This is a genomic window from Alteromonas nitratireducens (genome assembly GCF_040812025.1).
In the GTDB taxonomy this organism is placed as follows: domain Bacteria; phylum Pseudomonadota; class Gammaproteobacteria; order Enterobacterales; family Alteromonadaceae; genus Alteromonas; species Alteromonas nitratireducens.
The window spans coordinates 45008-64737 of sequence record NZ_JBFNPK010000012.1; the positions used below are offsets into that span (position 1 = coordinate 45008).

21 protein-coding genes are annotated in these 19730 nt (G+C 53.6%); 13 read left to right on the forward strand and 8 right to left on the reverse strand.

Translation table 11 applies throughout. From position 1 onward, the window contains the following. Positions 1-7: 7 nt before the first annotated feature. From AB1N33_RS11445 to AB1N33_RS11470, 6 genes are all read left to right on the forward strand, one after another. Positions 8-2062, forward strand: coding sequence for a prepilin-type cleavage/methylation domain-containing protein (locus AB1N33_RS11445; RefSeq protein ID WP_411271682.1), 2055 nt, complete (start codon positions 8-10; stop codon positions 2060-2062). 103 nt (positions 2063-2165) lie between these two features. Then, positions 2166-2774, forward strand: coding sequence for a type IV pilus modification protein PilV (pilV, locus tag AB1N33_RS11450; RefSeq protein WP_411271742.1), 609 nt, complete (start codon positions 2166-2168; stop codon positions 2772-2774). Further along, positions 2771-3631, forward strand: a complete 861-nt coding sequence (locus tag AB1N33_RS11455) for a PilW family protein (protein ID WP_411271683.1) — start codon at positions 2771-2773, stop codon at positions 3629-3631. The genes pilV and AB1N33_RS11455 overlap by 4 nt, the downstream gene beginning before the upstream one ends. Then, positions 3628-4191 (forward strand): PilX N-terminal domain-containing pilus assembly protein, encoded by a 564-nt coding sequence (locus AB1N33_RS11460; RefSeq protein WP_411271684.1) that lies wholly within the window; start codon positions 3628-3630, stop codon positions 4189-4191. Before AB1N33_RS11455 ends, AB1N33_RS11460 begins: the two co-directional genes overlap by 4 nt. An 11-nt stretch (positions 4192-4202) precedes the next feature. Next, positions 4203-8279: a PilC/PilY family type IV pilus protein gene (locus tag AB1N33_RS11465; RefSeq protein ID WP_411271685.1), complete on the forward strand. Its 4077-nt coding sequence runs from the start codon at positions 4203-4205 to the stop codon at positions 8277-8279. 3 nt (positions 8280-8282) lie between these two features. Beyond that, complete coding sequence (locus tag AB1N33_RS11470; protein ID WP_411271686.1) at positions 8283-8750, forward strand: type IV pilin protein; 468 nt, start codon at positions 8283-8285, stop codon at positions 8748-8750. Between the two features lie 25 nt (positions 8751-8775). On the opposite strand, the gene AB1N33_RS11475 is transcribed toward AB1N33_RS11470, so the two are convergent. The 5 genes from AB1N33_RS11475 to AB1N33_RS11495 form a co-directional block, all read right to left on the reverse strand. Continuing rightward, positions 8776-9078: a hypothetical protein gene (locus tag AB1N33_RS11475; RefSeq protein ID WP_411271687.1), complete on the reverse strand. Its 303-nt coding sequence runs from the start codon at positions 9076-9078 to the stop codon at positions 8776-8778. Next, entirely contained in the window at positions 9065-10084 is a 1020-nt protein-coding gene (locus AB1N33_RS11480) for a hypothetical protein (protein WP_411271688.1), read from the reverse strand. Before AB1N33_RS11480 ends, AB1N33_RS11475 begins: the two co-directional genes overlap by 14 nt. Next, a complete protein-coding gene (locus AB1N33_RS11485; RefSeq protein ID WP_411271689.1) occupies positions 10065-10649 on the reverse strand; it encodes a prepilin-type N-terminal cleavage/methylation domain-containing protein in 585 nt (194 codons plus the stop codon). The genes AB1N33_RS11480 and AB1N33_RS11485 overlap by 20 nt, the downstream gene beginning before the upstream one ends. Then, on the reverse strand, positions 10643-11173 hold the full coding sequence (locus AB1N33_RS11490) for a GspH/FimT family pseudopilin (RefSeq protein ID WP_411271690.1): 531 nt from the start codon (positions 11171-11173) through the stop codon (positions 10643-10645). Before AB1N33_RS11490 ends, AB1N33_RS11485 begins: the two co-directional genes overlap by 7 nt. A gap of 148 nt (positions 11174-11321) precedes the next feature. Beyond that, positions 11322-11867 (reverse strand): GspH/FimT family pseudopilin, encoded by a 546-nt coding sequence (locus AB1N33_RS11495; RefSeq protein WP_411271691.1) that lies wholly within the window; start codon positions 11865-11867, stop codon positions 11322-11324. A 246-nt stretch (positions 11868-12113) separates the two neighbouring features. Between AB1N33_RS11495 and nadE the strand changes: the two genes are divergently transcribed. Further along, complete coding sequence (nadE, locus tag AB1N33_RS11500) at positions 12114-12947, forward strand: NAD(+) synthase (protein WP_411271692.1); 834 nt, start codon at positions 12114-12116, stop codon at positions 12945-12947. A 6-nt stretch (positions 12948-12953) separates the two neighbouring features. After that, the gene (locus AB1N33_RS11505) at positions 12954-13292 is read left to right on the forward strand and encodes a P-II family nitrogen regulator (protein ID WP_411271693.1); all 339 of its coding nucleotides are present in this window, start codon (positions 12954-12956) and stop codon (positions 13290-13292) included. A gap of 52 nt (positions 13293-13344) precedes the next feature. Here the strand turns inward: AB1N33_RS11505 and AB1N33_RS11510 are convergent, their stop codons facing one another. Then, positions 13345-13827, reverse strand: coding sequence for an FKBP-type peptidyl-prolyl cis-trans isomerase (locus tag AB1N33_RS11510; RefSeq protein WP_411271694.1), 483 nt, complete (start codon positions 13825-13827; stop codon positions 13345-13347). Positions 13828-13882: 55 nt separating this feature from the next. Then, on the reverse strand, positions 13883-14878 hold the full coding sequence (gene ygfZ, locus AB1N33_RS11515; RefSeq protein ID WP_411271695.1) for a CAF17-like 4Fe-4S cluster assembly/insertion protein YgfZ: 996 nt from the start codon (positions 14876-14878) through the stop codon (positions 13883-13885). 158 nt (positions 14879-15036) lie between these two features. Between ygfZ and AB1N33_RS11520 the strand changes: the two genes are divergently transcribed. Genes AB1N33_RS11520 through AB1N33_RS11530 form a run of 3 tightly spaced genes read left to right on the forward strand, consistent with a single transcriptional unit; the run spans position 15037 to position 16593 of the window. Beyond that, complete coding sequence (locus AB1N33_RS11520) at positions 15037-15288, forward strand: FAD assembly factor SdhE (RefSeq protein WP_411271696.1); 252 nt, start codon at positions 15037-15039, stop codon at positions 15286-15288. Next, positions 15266-15727, forward strand: coding sequence for a hypothetical protein (locus AB1N33_RS11525; protein ID WP_411271697.1), 462 nt, complete (start codon positions 15266-15268; stop codon positions 15725-15727). The genes AB1N33_RS11520 and AB1N33_RS11525 overlap by 23 nt, the downstream gene beginning before the upstream one ends. Before the next feature lie 17 nt (positions 15728-15744). After that, positions 15745-16593: a MaoC family dehydratase gene (locus AB1N33_RS11530; RefSeq protein WP_411271698.1), complete on the forward strand. Its 849-nt coding sequence runs from the start codon at positions 15745-15747 to the stop codon at positions 16591-16593. A 1-nt stretch (position 16594) separates the two neighbouring features. Here AB1N33_RS11530 and nadB read toward each other — a convergent pair whose 3' ends face one another. Further along, positions 16595-18277 carry an L-aspartate oxidase gene (gene nadB / locus AB1N33_RS11535; RefSeq protein ID WP_411271699.1) on the reverse strand — a complete coding sequence of 561 codons (1683 nt, stop codon included), beginning with the start codon at positions 18275-18277 and terminating at the stop codon, positions 16595-16597. Between the two features lie 195 nt (positions 18278-18472). On the opposite strand from nadB, the gene rpoE reads away from it, so the two are divergent. After that, on the forward strand, positions 18473-19051 hold the full coding sequence (gene rpoE, locus AB1N33_RS11540) for an RNA polymerase sigma factor RpoE (protein ID WP_411271700.1): 579 nt from the start codon (positions 18473-18475) through the stop codon (positions 19049-19051). A gap of 74 nt (positions 19052-19125) precedes the next feature. Continuing rightward, a complete protein-coding gene (locus tag AB1N33_RS11545) occupies positions 19126-19728 on the forward strand; it encodes a sigma-E factor negative regulatory protein (protein ID WP_411271701.1) in 603 nt (200 codons plus the stop codon). Positions 19729-19730: the final 2 nt, after the last annotated feature.

Consider the following 19730-nt stretch of genomic DNA (forward strand, 5'->3'; position numbering starts at 1 on the left):
GGTAGCGATGCGCGGTTTTACTCTGGTTGAAGTTCTGGTAGCGGCATTCATCATTATGCTGAGTGTCACTGGGTTTGTTGCATTGCAGTCTGAATATATGAAGTCAGACGCGAAGCTGAATTTGCGCACGGTCGCGTTGCAACTGGCAGATGAAAAAGTGGATGACCTTCGGCAGTTCACCACACTGACGGCAGAAGCCGGTGAGTTTGCGTATAACGACATTGCCGATGATGCCGGTGGCGAGATTGCCGCGGGTGTGGTAACGGTTGAGCTCAAGCAGGGGGATGCGGTGAGTTACGACTTTACCCGTAACTGGACGGTCACCAACCAGTATCTGGTGGATACCGATGCCGATGGTACGGGTGATACCTGGCTGAATGAAGGTGACGCCGGCCTGCCGGTGCCCGCGCCGACCGTGCCGGGAAGAAAGCTGGTTGAGATTACCGTAAGTTGGCAGGATCAAAACGGCGATAACACCAGTGTGACGGTGAACAGCAGCCTGGCCCCAGTCCTGATTTCACGTAGCTTCGTGGCTAACAACGAAACGGCGAATGCCAAAACCCAGCCACAGGTAAAATACACGCCGGGCGTGGCGCCGGATGTTATTGCGTACGATCTGGGTAACGGTGAAACCATCGAAACCAGTAAGCCGGTTCCTGATATTGATAATAAAGGCAACAACAACATCGTCGAATTTGAAACTGTGCGTTATGTTGATTTGCCCGAGGAAGCCGACAAGCTTGAGCAGGAGGACTTTTTGACGGTGAACTGCTCCTGCGCACTGGCTGGCAGCGGGACCGGCTATACGCCTGCACGCACGGTGTATAACGGCAAAGAGCTGGTGGTGGAAAAGGGTGAGGCGATCACCAAGACCATCGGCGAAGCCGTAGGCACCGGGCAACCTGAGATTTGTAATCAGTGTTGTCGTGATCACCATGATACTACGGCAATGGTGAGTGAAGAGAAGTACTACCGTAAGGAATACGGTGTCGCACACCGTCATTATCAGCGCCAGCCTGATGGTACGTTTGTACCGGCCAGCAGCACCGGCGACTTATATGATGAGGTCTGCCGGTTCAAACGGGTAGATGGTTATTATGAACTTTATCCTGACTGGCAGATGATTGATATTATCGAATTCCGGGATAACTACCTGCTCGATGCAGACCGGCTCGCAAGCTATACCACGTATACCGAAGACGTAGTGGAAGCGCAGGTCGCAGGGCGTACCGCGCCCACCAAGCCTGCTGACCGGAATATCACTGTGCCACCAGGCGGATACCAGCTTATTTCACGCGGCATTTATCTGGATTACATGACGGATGAGCATCGCGCCGCGGTGAGAGCAATGATTGCTGACGGCCGCGAAGACTGGAAAGCCTTTGTGCCGTTTTACGATATTAACCTGACACTGCTGTCTGGCTGGCGTTCCAGTAATACCGATGCTGCCACGGTGACCAGTGAAGCGATCAAAACCATTCTTGACCCCGATAATGACTTTTACGGCACCTACAGCCGCGGCCGGGTAGAAGCGTTGTTTGACGGTGAAGCTAACATCACGACGTATGCCACCCGCTACAATTCGGGTATTACCGGTAGTGGCCCGATTTCTCCGGCAGACTTTTACTACGCGCTGTTTGATAACACACTGAAAGTGACTGTGGACAGTAAATCGTCGGCAGAAAAATTCTACGCGCTGGTTGCCAATATCAATTGTTTGATTACTATCGGTGGAGTGACGGAACCGTGTGAAACGAATAATGATAAAAAGTCCTCGTTCGTCGATCTGACAGCACTGACCATCACCAAAGATCCAAACCAGTTCCTGTGCACAGTAACCGTGCCTAAAGGCAAATCGACACCGTTCTTCAGTTGCAACAACGTGTCTGAAAACTGGAGAGGCACCCTGCGGTTTGGTCTGCCTGTCACGGGCGCACTGGTCAACTTTAAAGTGCGGATGCCGGATGGTTCAATTGTCGATACCAATGAAATTTCTCTGAGCAGCGGGCTGGATGCGACATCCACCGAAGAATATGAGCTGATCATTGAAGTAACCAAATAAGTCTGTTGACGGGCCAGGCAGGCCCGCTGATAAGATAGACGCCGGCTTAGTGTGATACAGAGCGCGTAATTGCGAGGGAACGCATACAGTGAAAACAGGCAGCATGATAGGTGTACAGCGTGGTGTTGGGCTGATTGAAGTTCTGATCACGTTGTTTATTCTGGCTGTTGGTCTGCTCGGCGTGGCGGCGCTGCAGTTTACCGGCTCGTTTGCGAACAAAGATGCGGTAAACCGCACGCAGGCAGAGCTGGTCGCCGCGCAGGTAGCTGAGCGTCTGCGCACAGCAGCGCGTCCGCCTGCCGTTGGTGATGGACTGGTTGCGCATAATCGTTATTTCACTGCCGATAACTACAATTTTGCCGAACTCAGTTGTACCGGCTCTAGCTCGCCCTATCTGTGTTATTGCCTCGAACGCCCGGCCGACATTCCCAATTGCGAGGCCGGTACCTGCAATGAAGAGGAAATGGCCAGCTATGACGGCTGGGCATTATCCTGTTCAGCGGTGCAAACCAACCCCAACATCCGTCTGAATGTCGCCTGCGATGACGCCATTGCCGGTGATGGCGATACCTGCAGTGCCGGCTCGCGCATTGACATCAGGCTGAGCTGGCCGATTAACTCCAGTGCTAACCAGAAATATACCCTGAATGCGCGCTGCAACGAGGGCAGTGCAGAAACCGTTGCCTGCGTGTACAAGGACATCACACTATGAGACGCCACCTTCAGCATCATGGTGCCAGGGGCTTTTCGCTGGTTGAGCTGATGATTACGCTGCTGTTGGGCGCCATTATCACCGGTGCCGTTATTCAGGTGCTGGTCAGCAGCCAGGTAACCAACAAACTGAATCAGGCCATCGCCCAGGTGCAGGAGTCCGGTCGCTTTATTATGACCCGACTGAGTCGCGAGCTCCTCGAGGTCGGCCGTTATGACAATGTTGCTGCACAGATAGATGGTAGTGTGGACACGGTGTCTGAAGCCGCGTACGTGGTAAATCATCCGGTGGTGCTCATCGGTGATATGGCCACGTCGCTGACGCTTGGCAGCACTCAGGCGGGCAGCGGTGGCAACGATAGCCTGGTGGTCAGTATGCTGGCCAGTGAAGACTGTACCGGCAATCGTCATGGCTATGCGGCGGGGGACGAGTTTCATGTTGTGAACCGTTACTTTGTGAGTGACAGCGAGCTGAAATGTACCGGGTATGACGGACGTGTGTTGCGTGGTCTGAAGGTGGCCGGTGTGGCGCCATCGACAGTCACCCTGCTGGATAATGTTGAGAGTTTTCAGGTTCAGTATGGTGTCACCAGTGACATTGATACCTCAAACGGACAGGCTGTGCGTTACGTAACGGCCGATGAACTTGGCGTCTTACGGGCCAACAACCAGCAGGTAGTGGCTTTGCGCTGGGGGGTGCTGATTAAGAGCTATGAGAGTCAGTTGCAGACCACCTCGCCGCGTTTTGCGGTACTGAACGAAGCGCCGGTAACCCTGGATAATCTGCATTACTACCAGGTGTTCACCAAAACACTGGCGCTACGCAATATGAAGAATTTTGTCAGGAGTTCACAATGAAACAGCAGGGACTGGTAATGGTACTGGCGCTATTGATTTTGCTGACACTGACCATTCTTGGCGTCAGTGCAGTATCGAGCAGCCTGACACAGTCAAAGATGGCGATGTCGATGCAGGAGTCTGGTATGGCGTTTGACGCGGCAGAGGCAGCAATTGCCGGGGTGTTTTTTGAGTCGGAAGATGAAGTGTTACTGGCCGACGATACCAAGACTGATCCGCTGTCTGAGGCCCGCCAGGGCAATACCTTCGATCCGCAGGCAGACACGATGAGTTGTTTTGATGATGCTGAGTGGACTACCCGCCATATGACGACCGGCGGTCTTGCGGTTGGAACCCGGCATGTGGCGGACGGACAATATCAGAGTGCCCCGGGAACGCACAGCTGGTCACGCACGGCGTTTGTTCGTGAGCAGGCCTGCCGGGGGTCGAGCAATGTGATTGGTGGCAGTAATATCAACTGTCACGTTTTCATCATCAGAGGGTGCGGCAAAGTCGACGGTAAGCCGGTCACAGTCGCTAACTCATTGTCAGCTGCGGTGCTTGCACCCGCATCGCAGTGAAGGAGTGCGGTATGAAACGGCTCACCAGTACAGTTTTTTCTTTTCTTCTTTTTTCCTGTATCGGCTGGTCTGCCTGGGGAGATGACCTTGATATTTATCTGGGGACATCCTCAACAGCCGTAACCTATAACCCCAATGTGTTGTTTATTATGGATACGTCCGGGTCGATGGCCAACACGGATGACACCACAGAGTCGCGCATGCTGAGGGTGAAAAATGCACTGAAGGAAGCGTTGTCCCAGGCAACGAATATTAATGCCGGTCTGATGCGCTTTTCTGATTACGGTGGTCCGGTGCTGTTTCCCATCCGTGGGCTCGATGAGCCGATTAGCCCGGAACTGATTACCTCAACGTCATCCGGTAATGACGATGCGTATGAGATCAGCAGTAGTGTGAATACGTCGTCATCGGATATCGTGCTGAGCAGTGGCACCAGCACGGTGTTGTCCGGGCTGCGTTTCACCGGGCTGAATATTCCGCAGGGCGCCACCATCACCAGCGCGTACATTCGCTTTACGTCCTCGGGCTACAACATTGCCGCGACGGACTTTCTGCTGCGCGGTGAGCTGACCGGTGACTCCACGGCGTTTTCATCCACCAGTACGAACCTGTCCTCCAGAACGCCCACGCTGACGCAGGTGGACTGGGTAACGGATAATGGTTTCCCCGGAACCGATGAGGTTATTACCACGCCTGATATCAGCCCGATTATCCAGGAAATTGTCGATCAGGACGCCTGGTGCGGAGGGCAAAGCCTGAGCGTGCTGATGGAAGGGCGCAGCAGCGATGCGGCCAGTAATCGTAAAGTGCGCAGTTATGACCGCGGCCGCAGTGGCTCACCGCAGCTGGTTGTGACCTATGATGAATCGACCGCGACAGGCTGCATTGCCGGTGAAGCGGTTTATCAGGTGGGCTCAAGTCGTGACAACGTGGAAGAGCGTGGAAATGGTTACGACTCTACCGGCTCGGAACTGACATTCAACGACGACTATAACGACTATGTGGGTATTCGCTTTCGAGATGTGAATATTCCGCAAAACGCCGACATTACCGAAGCTTATCTTGAGTTCACTGCCTATGACACCGACCGCTGGTGGGATGCGTCTATGACGATACGGGCGGTAGCTACCGATGACGCCGATGATTTTCACCCGCACCGACGGTATATGGTCAGAGATCTGCCGAAAACGGCGGGGCTGACCTGGTCAATGCCCGACTTTTATCGTAACTCTGATTATCGCTCGCCAGACATAACCTCACTGGTTAATGCTATTGTGACCCGGCCAGGCTGGAGTCCAGGCAATGATATGGCTTTTGTGTTCAGTAATTTCAGCGGTGTACGTGGCGTATATTCTTACAACGGCACGCCCTCAAAAGCGCCGAGGCTGGTCGTGAAATTTAAAGGGAATGCCACGCCAGGCGTGTCGGCAACGGTGCGTGAACACCTTATCAGTAAAGTCGATGAGCTTAATGCCAGCGGACTGACACCGATTGTGGATACACTGTACGAGGCCACTCATTATTACGGTGGACTGGATGTGGATTACGGGCTGAGACGAGGCAATGGCTACGTATCGAGCTCAGTACGCCGGAATACCCGTGTCAGTCATCGCGGCTCGTATGTCGGTGCCGACCCGGTGCGCCCATACGGCTGTACCGAGGACAACCTGTCCAGTCGCGACTGTGAAAATGAATATATACCGGATGGTGCCACGTATATTTCTCCGGTCACCGATTTGCAGTGTCAGACCAACAACCACATTGTGCTGTTGTCCGACGGTGAGGCGAACAACAATCACAGTGTCGGGAAAATTGAAGCGCTGCTGGGCGAAACCTGTGACGGCAGCAGCGGCGAAAAATGCGGGATTGAGCTGGTCAGGAATCTGAGCAAAAAAGAAACCTCAGTGATTGAGCGACGCCTGATCACGCATACTATTGGCTTTGCTGCCAACACGACCGCAAATAACTTTTTGAATCAGCTGGCAGTGCAAAGTGGCGGTGGCTTCTATCAGGCAGAGAACAGTACCGAACTGCTGGAAGCCTTCCAGACCATTCTGCGCTCTGTCAAAGACATCAATGCCACCTTTGTATCGCCGGGCGTTGCGGTGAACCAGCTTAACCGTCTGACACATAAAGACGATTTGTATTTTGCCTTGTTTAAGCCTGCGGAAGGCGCAATCTGGCCGGGCAACCTGAAAAAATACAAACTCGATGGTGATGTTGTGCGAGACCAGAACGGCCTTAATGCGGTAGACAGTGTGACCGGATTCTTTGCAGAAGGCTCACGCAGTTATTGGTCAACCTTTGCGGATGGTAATCAGGTGGGTGATGGCGGTGCGGCAAGTATGCTGAATGCGGCCCGCAACCTGTATGTGTTTGATGGGCCCGGGACCATTGTGTCGACCAGTAATCAGCTGCACGAGAGTAACTCGCTGATCACGACCGCTGATTTAGGCATTGATGCGCTGGCGGATGCCGATGCCCTGCGCACGTCTATTCTGAAATGGGCAAGAGGCGTTGATATTAAAGATGTTGACGGCGACGGTAACATTGATGATGTGCGCTATCAGATGGGTGATCCCATCCACTCTCAGCCTGTGATCGTGAACTATGGTCTCACCGATTCGGCCATTTTTGTTGCCACCAATCACGGTATGCTGCATTCGTTTGATGCGGAAACCGGGGAAGAAAACTTTGCCATCATGCCGCGTGACCTGCTCGGTAATCTTCACGATTTCTATCAGGATATTTCCAGCTTTAATCACATCTATGGCCTGGATGGGGACATGGTTCTGCGTTACGTTGGCGAGAAAACCTACTTGTACCTCGGCATGCGTCGCGGTGGTCGCAACTACTACGTGTTTGACGTTACCAGTAAGACCAGTCCGAAGTTGCTTTTCTCCATTAACGGTGGCGAAACCGGGCTGGAAAAGCTGGGCCAGAGCTGGTCGCGTCCGACCATCACCAAAGTCCGTATGGGCGGCACCACGAAAAATGTGATGATTGTGGGTGGTGGCTATGATGATGATCAGGATACCAAAGCAGTACGCAGTCCTGATGGGGTAGGTAATGCCGTTTATATGTTTGATGCTGACACCGGTGATTTATTGTGGTCAGCAAGCAATGCAGACGCTGATCTCAATCTGGAGAATATGGTCTACAGCATACCCGGCCGTATCTCAGTCATTGACCGTGACAACGACGGATTTGCCGACCATATGTATGTGGCTGACATGGGCGGCCAGTTATTCCGCATGGATATCTACAATGGCGAAAGTGGCAGCGATTTTGTCAAAGGGGCCAGACTGGCAGACTTTGGCGGTGATACCGCAGACAATAACCGGCGCTTCTTCTACGGCCCTGATGTTGCAGAGGTCGCGCTGGGTGACGAGGCCTTCTACGGTGTTGCACTGGGCAGTGGCTGGCGCGCTTCACCGCTGGACACCGTTGTCGATGACCGTTTCTATATGCTCAAGGATAAAGGTGTATTTAAGCGTGATGAGAGCGGATTGTATACCTTCGAAACCGGTACCACGGAGTCGTCGATGTATGACGCGACCAATCACTTGCTGACCACAGGGACCGACGCCGAACGAGGATTGGAAATGGCGATGCTGGCAGACAAAGCCGGCTGGTTTATTCGCCTGACAACCGACGGTGAAAAGGTGCTGTCATCTCCCCTTATCATTGACTACAAAATCTTTTTCACCACGTACATTCCTGCGTCAAGCAGCACCAGTGCCTGTGCACCACCGACCGGCAACAGTCGTGCTTATCTGGTGAATATGTTTAACGGCAACAGTGTCGATGACAATAATATTAATGGCCGGCTGGATGCCGGAGACCGGTTCGCCGAACTCAAGCAGACGGGCATCGCGCCTGAGACCAAAATTCTTATTGAGGAAATTGTCTCTCCGGTCGTGTGTCTGGGTACTGAGTGCGTCTCTGCGGTGATTAAAACCGATGAGGATGGCGAGGAAGAAGCCTGCGACTCTGCATTTGCCTGCCTCGCCGAAGATATCTATGGTAAATTTGAACGGGTGCAGCGCGGTAGCTGGACCACTGAAACTGAACGTGAAGGAATGTAAGCTATGTCAGGCTCAACGCGCACTCAGCAAGGCTTTTCATTAATCGAACTGATGATTGTGGTGGCGATTATCGGCATCATTACGGCGATTGCTTATCCGTCATATCAGTCTGTCATTGCTGACGGTTACCGTGGCAACGCCCAGGCTGATCTGCTGGCACTGGCGTCGGCGATGGAGCGCCATCACAGCGGCACGTTCAGTTACAAAGGGGCTGCGGAAGGCGGCGGAGATACCGGTAGTCCGTCGGTTTTTGCCAGTTATTCCCCAGCGTCTGAGCCGGTGGCCAATAAGCGCTACAACCTGACCATTGAATCGGCCAGTGCTACCGCTTACGCGCTTAAGGCTACCCCCGTATCAGGCAGCAGTCAGGATGGCACCGGCGATCTTTATTATTTCAGTGATGGCCGCAAAGCCTGGGATTCGAACGCTGACGGTACATTAAGTGCCGGTGAATATTGCTGGACCTGTTAGCGAGGCTGCGAACAAGCCTCCCTGGCTAGTCAGCATCGCGGCAGATAAGAACCTCATCCCACTGTCCGGCAAGGGGTGATGCGCCAAACGGCAGGGTGTCATCTGTTGTGGGGTGGAAGCGAGACATCATCAGCGAGTCTCGTTGCCAGTCGGCCATTTGGTTTTGCAGACGTTTATCCTGCTCTTCTGAATTTATCTCAAGGCGATGTGTGGTAGCTTCAATGGTCGCTGTTAAGTGCACCAGTGCCGCTACCGCCGACGCCATTAATGCACAGGCCAGCATGGCGTCAATCAGAGCAAAGCCTTTAGCTGTGTTAATCAAAGTCATGCCAGCTTCCGGGGATCAGGGTGATCGCGCGCAGTGCGGGAGTTTGCTGAAGGCGGCTAAGCACGTCGGGGCGATAAATCAGGTTGAGGCGACTGCTGGCATCCAGTTGGGTCAGCGATACCAGTGTCCCGGTGAGACTGGCCGTATCGGCCATGATGACAGTGTATCGGCGGGCTGAGTCACGCTGCAGCATCAGTACCATGCCAACTATTTTGCTGCCCTCAGGCAGGGTCAGCCTTCCGTTTTGGATTATCAACAGTACCGGTGCTGACGCAGAGCCTAACGTCTGGCCTGGTGACAGTCGGCAATGTGCCTCAATCCATAATACCGGGACGCTGTCGGTGTCTGCTGAGTCGCAGCCGGTGATCAGACTGATCGTTGGGAACATTGCTGCAGATAACACGGGCGCTGGCTGACCAAACAACCAATCGATCATGTCTTCGGGAAAGGTGGCTGGTGAGGTAATGGTGTCAGGCAGACACGAGTGAAGGGCGTCACTGTCGCAACGGGACAGGCGTATGCCAGCGATCTTGTGCGCAGACCACACTGCCGGCACGCCATCCGCATATACCTGTACTGTGAGGCCTGCAGGTAGCGGCGTTGATGATATCAGGGCGGCAGGAGGGCGACGTAGCAGGATGGGGTAGCGTACCGCCTGCTGCGACACAACCAGGCTGTCTGCGTCGCCATAACGCAATGAGACAGCATAACTCTCAAGCGGTACACCGGCGTCTGTGATATGCGTCGACTGAAGAATTTCACTGCCCGTCTCGTCAGCCAGTCGCGATGTATCCTCTGTCGTGCGCAAGCGCGCCACAATATCGTTAAGCTTTTTTCCCGCCGAATGAGACTGGCGCTCATAATGGATCTGATAGCGTTGGGTATGTTGCAGTAATGTCAGCGCACTGGCGCAGGACAGAGCAATTGCCAGGGTGGCAGTTAACAGCATGACAACCGGCGTCAGCACGGTCATGCCACGTGGAAAGTTAGTGGTTGGGGAGCGCAACGGTCAGTACTCGCTGTTGTCGGATAGCCGGCGTTTGTTTGTGATGCAGTGCCAGCGAAATTTCTGCAACGTTCGGGCTCAGCGGTGACACTCTTACCGAAAAGGTATCAACGGTCATCTCAGACGTATCGGTTATGTCCTGCCAACCCTTCTGGTCACACAGGTGCCCGTTTACGCGCTGTTCCAGCGCACCATCCCTAAGTCGAAAACCCGTCTGCTCTGCGGGTGAATCAAGCGTTAGCTCCCCATCTTTATTCTTATCATATGCCAGCAGCACGCAACTGGCGTCGGGCTCGCCCGTATAGGCATCAATATGCCACTGTGACAAAAATGGGTTGGCAGAATCGGTCAGGGACAGTGGTCGGAACCAGTAACCGGAGCGACGAATTTCCTTCGAAACAGAGAAGGCGAGTAATGCACTCACTTCTTCTACCGCCCGTCGCTGTTCAAGCTGCATGACCCGGATAATAAGACGGCTGCTGACTGTCGCTGCAGCGGACACCACAAGTCCACCTAAAGCCAGGGCTATCAGTAGCTCTGTCAGCGAAAAACCGTGTTTCAGCATGCCGGGATGCCTGCCAGCGCACGATCAGTGCTGCAGTGTCGAATACGTCCGAGTGGACTAATAATGACTTTGCCCGAGAGACTGTCGGAGGTAAATGTAAGTGTGCCGGCGGCATCAAACGCATGGCTGCCCGGTCCGCTGAACTGAATCGGGTACTCAGCGGTAAAGCGGCCTGACACCAGCGATGCATGACTGCTGCCATAGGCAACATGGCGGGCAGAGGAAAAAGCGCAGTCGCCGCGATGACAGTCACATGTCGGGGTGTCGGAAACCGCCAGACACCAGTTGGCACCGGGCGACAGTGTCACATAGGCGTTTGTCTGGGTGGTAAGCGCATAATTCCTGGCCGTACGCAGCACTGAGATGGCTTTGTCTAAGTCGGCGCGCAGTGACAGTTTTTCCCGCCAGACACCAAAAGCCGGGACTCCTTTTGTTGCGAGGAGCGCAACCAGTGCCACGACCAACAGACACTCTGTCAGTGTGATGCCGTGTTGTGTGGCAAAAGGTGTTTTGACGACTGTCATCGGGACTTCCTGCAAACGTGTGATGGGCACAGCGTAGCGCAGGAGCACATGGATGAATGCTGATCTCAGGGCGCGTTTTGCCGAAGCACCGCCTGTGTGGAGCCGGACTACAAGGGGCTTGAGGACGTCGGTGCGGATATGTGCTGTGTTAGCTGCAGGACAGGCTGGTGCCGCTGGTGTCCTCTTTTATCCCATCGCCGTCGCTGTCTTTCGCGGTGACAATGCGGCCATACAGCGAAATAAGTACCGCAGACGCGTCGCTGGCGCTGCCGCTTTGCGGACATAGGGTAATCACCGCACTGCGGCCTACGCCACCGTTATCCTGAAAGGTAAGGCTGCCAGTAAGGCCGCTGATCGTATTTGATTTACTGATGGGATCGGCGGTGGCAATCAAGGGTTCACCGTCGTCTCTGTTGCCGTTTCCATTCACATCGGCAAACACCATTTTCGCCAGACGCCACGAACTGGAGCAGGTGCTGTAATTAGCGGTGGGGCACAGGACGACGTCCTGTTGGTCGTTAATGGCACTGAAGCGCGCGTGCTGCGCTATCGCACTCAGGTTGTTAATGTCACTGGTGATTTTGTTAGACGCAAGGATGCTCTGCACATTGGGTGCCACTACCGTTAACAGAATGGCACTGATTGCCAGTGTAATCAGCATTTCCAGCAATGTCAGTCCGCGTTGCCTAACCATGACGTTCTTTTCCTTACTCCATGACCCGCAGGATAAACCATATCCGGTCATCTTGGGTATAGGAAAATGGTGATAAGCATCGCCGGCAATACAGGGCTGGAGTCCGGTTGCCTGATAATGCAGGGAGCGGATGACACTGACGGCGGTTATCACGTACACTTATGCATAACGGGTATTGCCAGTGCCCGGCAAATTGAGCTTCAAATAGCGCTTTCAGGACGCCCTATTTAACAGTGGACAAGAGTAATGCAAAAACAAGCAGTCATTGAAGAAATGAAGGTGTTGCCGGAAATCGACGTCAACTATGAGGTTGCGCGTCGGGTTTCCTTTATTAAGCAGCAACTGAAACAGTCAGGTCTTAACGCGTTGGTACTGGGGATTAGCGGGGGGATTGATTCCTGTACACTGGGCCGGTTGGCGCAGCTTGCCGTTGACGAGTTAAATGCAGAACACCATGAAGCCTTTCGGTTCATTGCTGTGCGTCTGCCTTATAAGATCCAGGCGGATGAAGCCGATGCGCAGCAGTCTATCGACTTTATCAGACCCTCTGCAGCTGTCACCGTTAATGTCCAGCCTGGCGCAGATGCTATTCACGCTGAGACGACCGCTGCGCTTGCTGATGTGGGCTTGCTGCCTGCGGACGAAGCTAAGCAGGACTTTGTAAAGGGTAACGTGAAAGCGCGTACCCGGATGGTTATTCAGTATGAAATTGCCGGTCTGGTTGACGGGCTGGTACTGGGAACTGACCATTCGGCGGAAAATATTACCGGCTTTTACACTAAATATGGGGATGGTGCCTGTGATCTTGCGCCGTTATTCGGGCTGAGCAAGCGTCAGGTCAGGCAGATTGCAGAACACCTCGGCGCACCGCAGAACATTATTACCAAAGCCCCGACTGCTGACCTTGAGTCTCTGAACCCGCAAAAAGCCGACGAGCAGGCGCTCGGTCTGACATACGACCAGATTGATGATTTTCTGGAGGGTAAGCCGGTGTCGGCAGAGGTGGAGGAAAAGCTGCTTTATATCTACCGTCGCACACAGCACAAACGTGTGCCTATTCCGACCATTTACGATGAGTAAACACCCATGAAAAAAATAGAAGCAATCATTAAGCCGTTTAAAATGGATGATGTCAGAGAAGCGCTGGCGGAAGTGGGTATCGCCGGTATGACGGTGACAGAAGTCAAAGGGTTCGGCCGTCAGAAAGGACACACTGAACTGTACCGTGGCGCTGAGTATCAGGTCGATTTTTTACCCAAAATTAAAATTGAGCTGGTGCTGGATGATGACCGCGTTGATGCGGCAATTGAGGCGATAGCGTCATCCGCGAAAACCGGTAAAATTGGAGACGGCAAAATTTTTGTTTATCCCGTAGAGCGGGCGATCCGTATTCGCACCGGTGAGCAGGACGAGGACGCAATCTGATTGGTTAGCTGGAAAGCCGGGCTGGCTGCCCGGCTAAGATCCGTTATGCTGACTAGTGGCCGCTGGTGCCATCTGGTCCGTGTGCATGACCGTGCTCTAGTTCTTCAGCGGTCGCCTCGCGAACATTGATAACTTCAATATCAAACGTCAGTGGTACGCCCGCCAATGGGTGATTACCGTCCACGACCACCTCGTCATCGGTCGTCTCCACCACAATCACAGACTGCTCACCCTGCGGTGTTGTGGCACGAAATGACATACCAACTTCGACATCCATGCCGTCAAACATGGATTTAGGCACGCGCTGTACCAGCGCATCAACGCGCTCGCCGTAGCCTTTTTCAGGTGCAACAGAGACACTGAAACTGTCACCTTTCTGGCGTCCTTCCAGCGCATCTTCGAGACCTTCGATCAAAAAGCGACGGCCGTGCAGAACCGTTAACGGATCCTTGCCTTCAGATGAATCGAGCAGCGTTCCGTCTTCTGCGGAGACTTTGTAATGAAGAGTGACGACGCTGTCGGCAGTAATTGTCATAATAAATCCTATCTTTTTGGCGGCACAGGCCGCGGTGAATGAGTAACGCGATACGTTACGCCTTTCTGACTGACGAAGTATGCTGCTCAATGGTGTAGGGCAGTGTATGTGGTGTCATCGTCACGTCAGGGGTACCGGCAAGCCGATGCGCATCGTGCTCGCCGGTATCGTTGGCCAGTACGGCCATCAACCACGTTTCCTCTCCCAGCGTAGCACATCGTATGACGTTCCCGCCACGTCGCCAGTTGTCGCCGAGCTGCTTTTCCAGTGTATCTCCGGCGTGTACAGCGAGGGCTGCAGGTACCCGGAAAATGTAGGCGGCCCGCTTGTTCTTGCCCAGAAAACGGGTTCTGGCAATGACTTCCTGCCCCATGTAACAGCCTTTATCAAAGTCTATGCCGTTAAGTGCCTGCACATTCATCATTTGCGGCACGTACTCGCTGATCGCAGGCTCACTGATTGCCGGGATACCTGCCTCAATGCCCAGTGCATGAAAAACCGGAGTGGCATATTCACTGATGCTGTCACCTCGCCCGGCAAAAAACGCGTCAGCTGCCGCCTGGCCCTGCGTGGTCAGGACAAACCGGTATGCACCACGCAGTCGCGTAGGATAGGCAAGGCCGTTTTTGCCCCGGATTATGTTGGCATGGTCGGCATTCGACGTGCTGCCAAACACGGCGTCAAGCAGCGCCGGTGCCAGCGCATGGCTGACCAGAAGCTGGCTATATCCCGCCTCCTGGGTCATCTCCACTTTTGAAAATACGCCGTATTTCTGAAGCTGGGCGAGACTGTGTTGTGCAGCATCCTGACCCGTCAGTAACAGTATGGCATCGTCATAACGAACCACGTCCATCAGCGCCCAGGTTTTGCCTTTATTATCGCAGTGCGCGCCGAACCGGACTTCATCGTCGGTGAGTTTATTGATGTTGACAGTCAGTTGTCCGTGCAGATACTCGTTACGCTGGTCACCCGTCACAGTAATACACCGCTGATCGGTCAGGCGAATAAAAAAGTGTTCCGATAGTGCATCCAGACGTAAAAGTGGGGTCATGACAACTCCTGACAATCAAACAATTATGATGACAGTTAACATGGGTGCCATCTCAGAAATTACAAGCATAGAAGCAAGGGCAACTGATAAAAAGGGCAGTGATCGTTATTGTTCTGTCATGGTATGCTATCGCGAAAATTAAGAAGGTTAATGCAGTTATGTTTACACCAAAGCGTCTTGCGCGACTGAAATGGGCCTGCCGCCGCGGCATGCTCGAACTGGATGTGTTGCTTGGGCCGTTCGTTGATGAAGCGTTTAACGACCTGAGTGACGAAGACAAAGAAATCTTTGAGCGCCTGCTGACCTGTGATGATCCCGACCTTTATGCATGGTTTATGGGGCATCAGAGCTGTCCGGATCCTGCACTGGCGGGCATGGTGCGCACCATTGTCGACCGGGTCAGGGTTTAGTTTTACGGTTAGCCCTGCGCCCTGGCGGCGTTATCTGCCGCTGATGCCCTGCGTCGCGCTGGTATTTGCCTGTGCCGGTCTGCCAGAAATGACGCTAACCTACATCAGTACAGCATGGCTGTGGAGCGGATGTCTGACTGTGGTGACCGCCTGCAGCGCGTGGGCATTACTTACCAGGGAAGTCCGTCCACGGCGCTGGCGTGTAAACCAGAGCGGATGGCTGCGATATCACAATAACCACTGCGTGCATGGAGTCTCTGACTGGTATCGTGTAGCCCCGGCTTCCCGCATCACCTCATGGGGGCTCTATGTCTCGCTGACCGGCGCAGAGAGTCCGCAGCGCGATGTCAGCCTGAGCTTCTGGCTGTTCCCTGGTGAGGTGCGCGAGCAGCACTTCCGTCGCCTGAGCCGAATGATATTGCATTCTACGCACCATTAATGGAAAACCTGTAACATATGATGTCGTTATATTTGCGTGCACTCACAAAGCGCGCCAATACCATTGAGTTAACTCAGTTTAAAAGCCCGCGCTTACCGCAGCGTATTTATACGCGCCAGTTCCGTTTTGACCCCTCGCATTACCAGCGTTACTGCAGGGTAACAGGCTGGACGCGCGAACAGGAGCTGCATCCCTGCTATCTGCAGGTAGCCACTCTGCCACAACAGCTGACCTGTTTGCTGGATAAGAAAAGCCCGTTTGCGCCGGTGGGGCTGGTGCATATTGAAAATGACATTACCCTGCTGGGGGATTTTGACCGTGCGCAGCCTGCTGAGGTGCGGGTCAGGTACCTCGATGTTAAGCCACACGCGTTGGGTTGGCTGGTCATGGTGGAAGTGGTAGTACTGCAGAATGAGAAAGCCGTTTATTGTGCCCAAAGTGGGTATCTCAACCGTGTGCGGGCGGCGCACGTGGCGCCGCGTCAGAAAAAGTCCGTGGCAGACAGGCGCCCGCTGCCGGATGGTCAGGCACTTGCAGAGATTGTCGCAGATACCGGAGCCGGGCGGCGTTATGCGGCGGTATCCGGAGATTACAACCCAATACACCTGTTTGGCGTGACCGCACGGCTGTTTGGTTTTAAACAGGCGATAGCACATGGTATGTGGACGCTGGCACGCACGCTGGGCGTGCGGTTATGTGCCGGTGATAGCGAACATGAGCCGCTGCCAAAGATCATACACTGTCAGTTTAAGCGTCCGTTATTCCTGCCTGGGCATGCCACCGTGATGCAGGCGGACAGTGACGCGGGTGAACACCTTGTGGTCATGTCCGGCAACACCGTTTATCTTGACGTGACCACACGCTGATTCAGGTGGTGAGCGTGCCTGGTTCAGGCAGCTTACGGGATTTTTCCGGAACCAGAATAGTCGGTGCCGGATCAGGCAGCTTGCCGGGGTGATCCAGATTGTAGTGCAGTCCCCGGCTTTCCTTTCTCTGCATCGCGCAGCGCACGATGAGTTCCGCAACCGTCACCAGATTGCGAAGCTCAAGCAGATTATTGCTGACCCGGAAATGCGCGTAGTATTCGTGAATTTCCTGTTCGAGCAGCAAGATACGCCGCATTGCCCGTTCCAGTCGTTTGTCGGTGCGAACAATACCGACGTAGTCCCACATGAACAGCCTCAGTTCATGCCAGTTATGCTGAATGATGACTTCTTCATCAGAATTGCTGACCTGACTTTCATCCCATGGTGCTACCGGTTCATCCAGCGTGACCTCAGGCAGGCGGCTGACAATGTCCCGGGCAGCAGCACAGGCAAATACCACACACTCCAGCAATGAGTTTGAGGCCATGCGGTTAGCGCCGTGCAGACCGGTGTAAGCACATTCTCCAATCGCGTAGACATTTTCCAGATCGGTTCTGGCGTTGAAGTCGGTCATCACACCGCCACAGCTATAGTGTGCAGCAGGCACAACCGGAATGGGTTCGCGGGTAATGTCGATACCCAGTGAACGACATTTACGGTAAATGTTCGGGAAATGTTTGACAATGAAATCCGCGGGTTTATGACTGATATCCAGGTACATGCAGTCTGCACCCAGTCGTTTCATTTCAAAGTCGATCGCCCTGGCAACCACATCACGGGGTGCCAGCTCTCCGCGCTCATCAAAGCGGTGCATAAAGCGCGTGCCATCTTCGTGACACAGGTAGGCACCTTCTCCGCGCAGTGCTTCAGTGATCAGGAAATTTCTGGCCTGGGGATGATACAGACAGGTTGGATGGAACTGGTTGAATTCCATGTTAGCGACACGGCAGCCTGCCCGCCAGGCCATAGCAATTCCGTCACCGCTCGATACATCCGGATTTGATGTGTACTGATACACCTTACTGCCACCCCCGGTTGCCAGGGCAATGAAGCGGCTGCGAATGACTTCGACATGTTCGCGCTGCCGGTTCCAGACATACGCGCCGGTACAGTAGCCTTTCTGTGATTTGGACGGGATCAGATCAATCGCATTGTAGCGTTCAAAAATATGGATGTTCGGGTGTGCTGAGACTGCGTCGTTAAGGGTTATTTGCAGGGCCTCGCCGGTCGCATCTGCAGCATGCAGAATACGACGGTGGCTATGGCCGCCCTCGCGGGTGAGATGGAAGCGTTGCTCGCCGGCCTCGTTGGTCTCGGTATCAAATGGCACGCCGAAGCTAATCAGCCAGCTCAGCGCCTCTTTAGCGCGTTCTGCGGTGAACCGCACCGCCGCCTCGTCGCACAGCCCGGCACCTGCATTAAGGGTATCCTGAACATGCGCATCAATAGAGTCCTGCTCGTCGAAGACAGCAGCAATGCCACCCTGGGCATAGCGTGTTGAGCCCTCGTTGCGGTCACTTTTGCTCAGAACAATTACCTGACAGTGGTCTGCCAGCCGAAGCGCAAGGCTGAGGCCTGCTGCACCGCTACCAATGATGAGCACATCACAGCGATGTTCTACAGCATGGTCGTGGTCGCCGGTTGTCTGCGAGTGTGAAGATAGTGAAGACGGCGCTGATTTCATGTATTTTTATAACAATCTACTATTGCAACGGTTCGGCAAGTCTAAAGGATGGGCGCTAAAACACAATGTTCCGCGCTATTCTGAGTAAAACTTTTAATTTTTTTAATAAAAAATCGAACTTTCCTGAATCAAGAACGTCTACACCACTGCTTGCGAGGGCTATTGTGTGGTGGAAGTAAAGGAGTAATGGCTCGAATGAGCGAGCAGATAAGCGACCAGCAGCTGGTTGAGAAAGTACAAAAAGGTGACAAAAACGCATTTAATCTGCTGGTAACCCGCTATCAACACAAGGTCATGCATCTGGTGTCGCGGTATGTAAAAAATACCGGCGATGTTGCTGATGTGACGCAGGACGCGTTTATCAAAGCGTACCGTGCGTTGCCCAACTTTCGTGGTGACAGCGCGTTTTATACCTGGCTTTATCGCATTGCTGTGAACAGTGCGAAAAATTATCTGGTTGCGCAGGGCAGAAAGCCGCCAGCCAGTGACGTAGATGCTGACGAAGCCGATTATTATGAAGGCAGTGACGCGTTGAAGGAGCAATCGACGCCCGAACGTAGTCTGCTGTCAGATGAATTACAGGAAACCCTGTTTCGTGTGGTTGAAAAATTGCCGGACGATTTACGTATGGCAATTACCCTGCGCGAAATCGAAGGGCTGAGTTATGAGGAAATCGCCAGTGTAATGGCGTGTCCGGTCGGGACGGTAAGATCACGTATCTTCCGTGCCCGCGAAGCAATTGATAAAGTAATACAGCCGCTGTTGGAAAGTTGAACTTTATAAAAATGAAGCTGACTAATAGCTGTGTTAGGGTTGGTAATGATCATATGCGATCAGGAAAGTAAAATATGACGCAACAGCAAGAAAAATTGTCCGCATTCATGGATGGTGAAATCGATGGTGATCACATCATCGACGACATTTCCGCTAATGAAGCGTTACAAGCGAAATGGCGCCGATACCATGTGATCCGGAGCGGATTACGTAAAGAAGCGTCGGTAGGAGCGCATCTGGATATTACCGCAAACGTTGCCGCGATGCTGGAAAATGAACCTGCCATTGTTGCGCCTAAGCGGTCGCGCTGGCGTTCAGTGCCGCTGGTCAGCAACGTGATCCCGTTCGCGAAACAGTCCGGACAGTTTGCGGTCGCTGCGTCTGTGGCTGTTGCCGTTATTCTGGGGGTGCAGCAGTTAAACCAGCCGGCACCAACTGAACCCTTTATGACGGCGCCGACGGTAGGACCACAGGGTGGACTGGCACCGGTCAGTCTGGAACAAACCCGGACACTGCCGCGCAATGATATGAATGCGGTGCTTGAGAAAAAGCGTAAAATCAATGCTATCATTGCCGACCACGAACAGCAGGTTCGATTGAAACAGGCCAAAGATGTTGCCGGTGACGACGATACCGGCATGGTAAACGACACGCCGGACAGTGAGCCAAACCAGTAAGG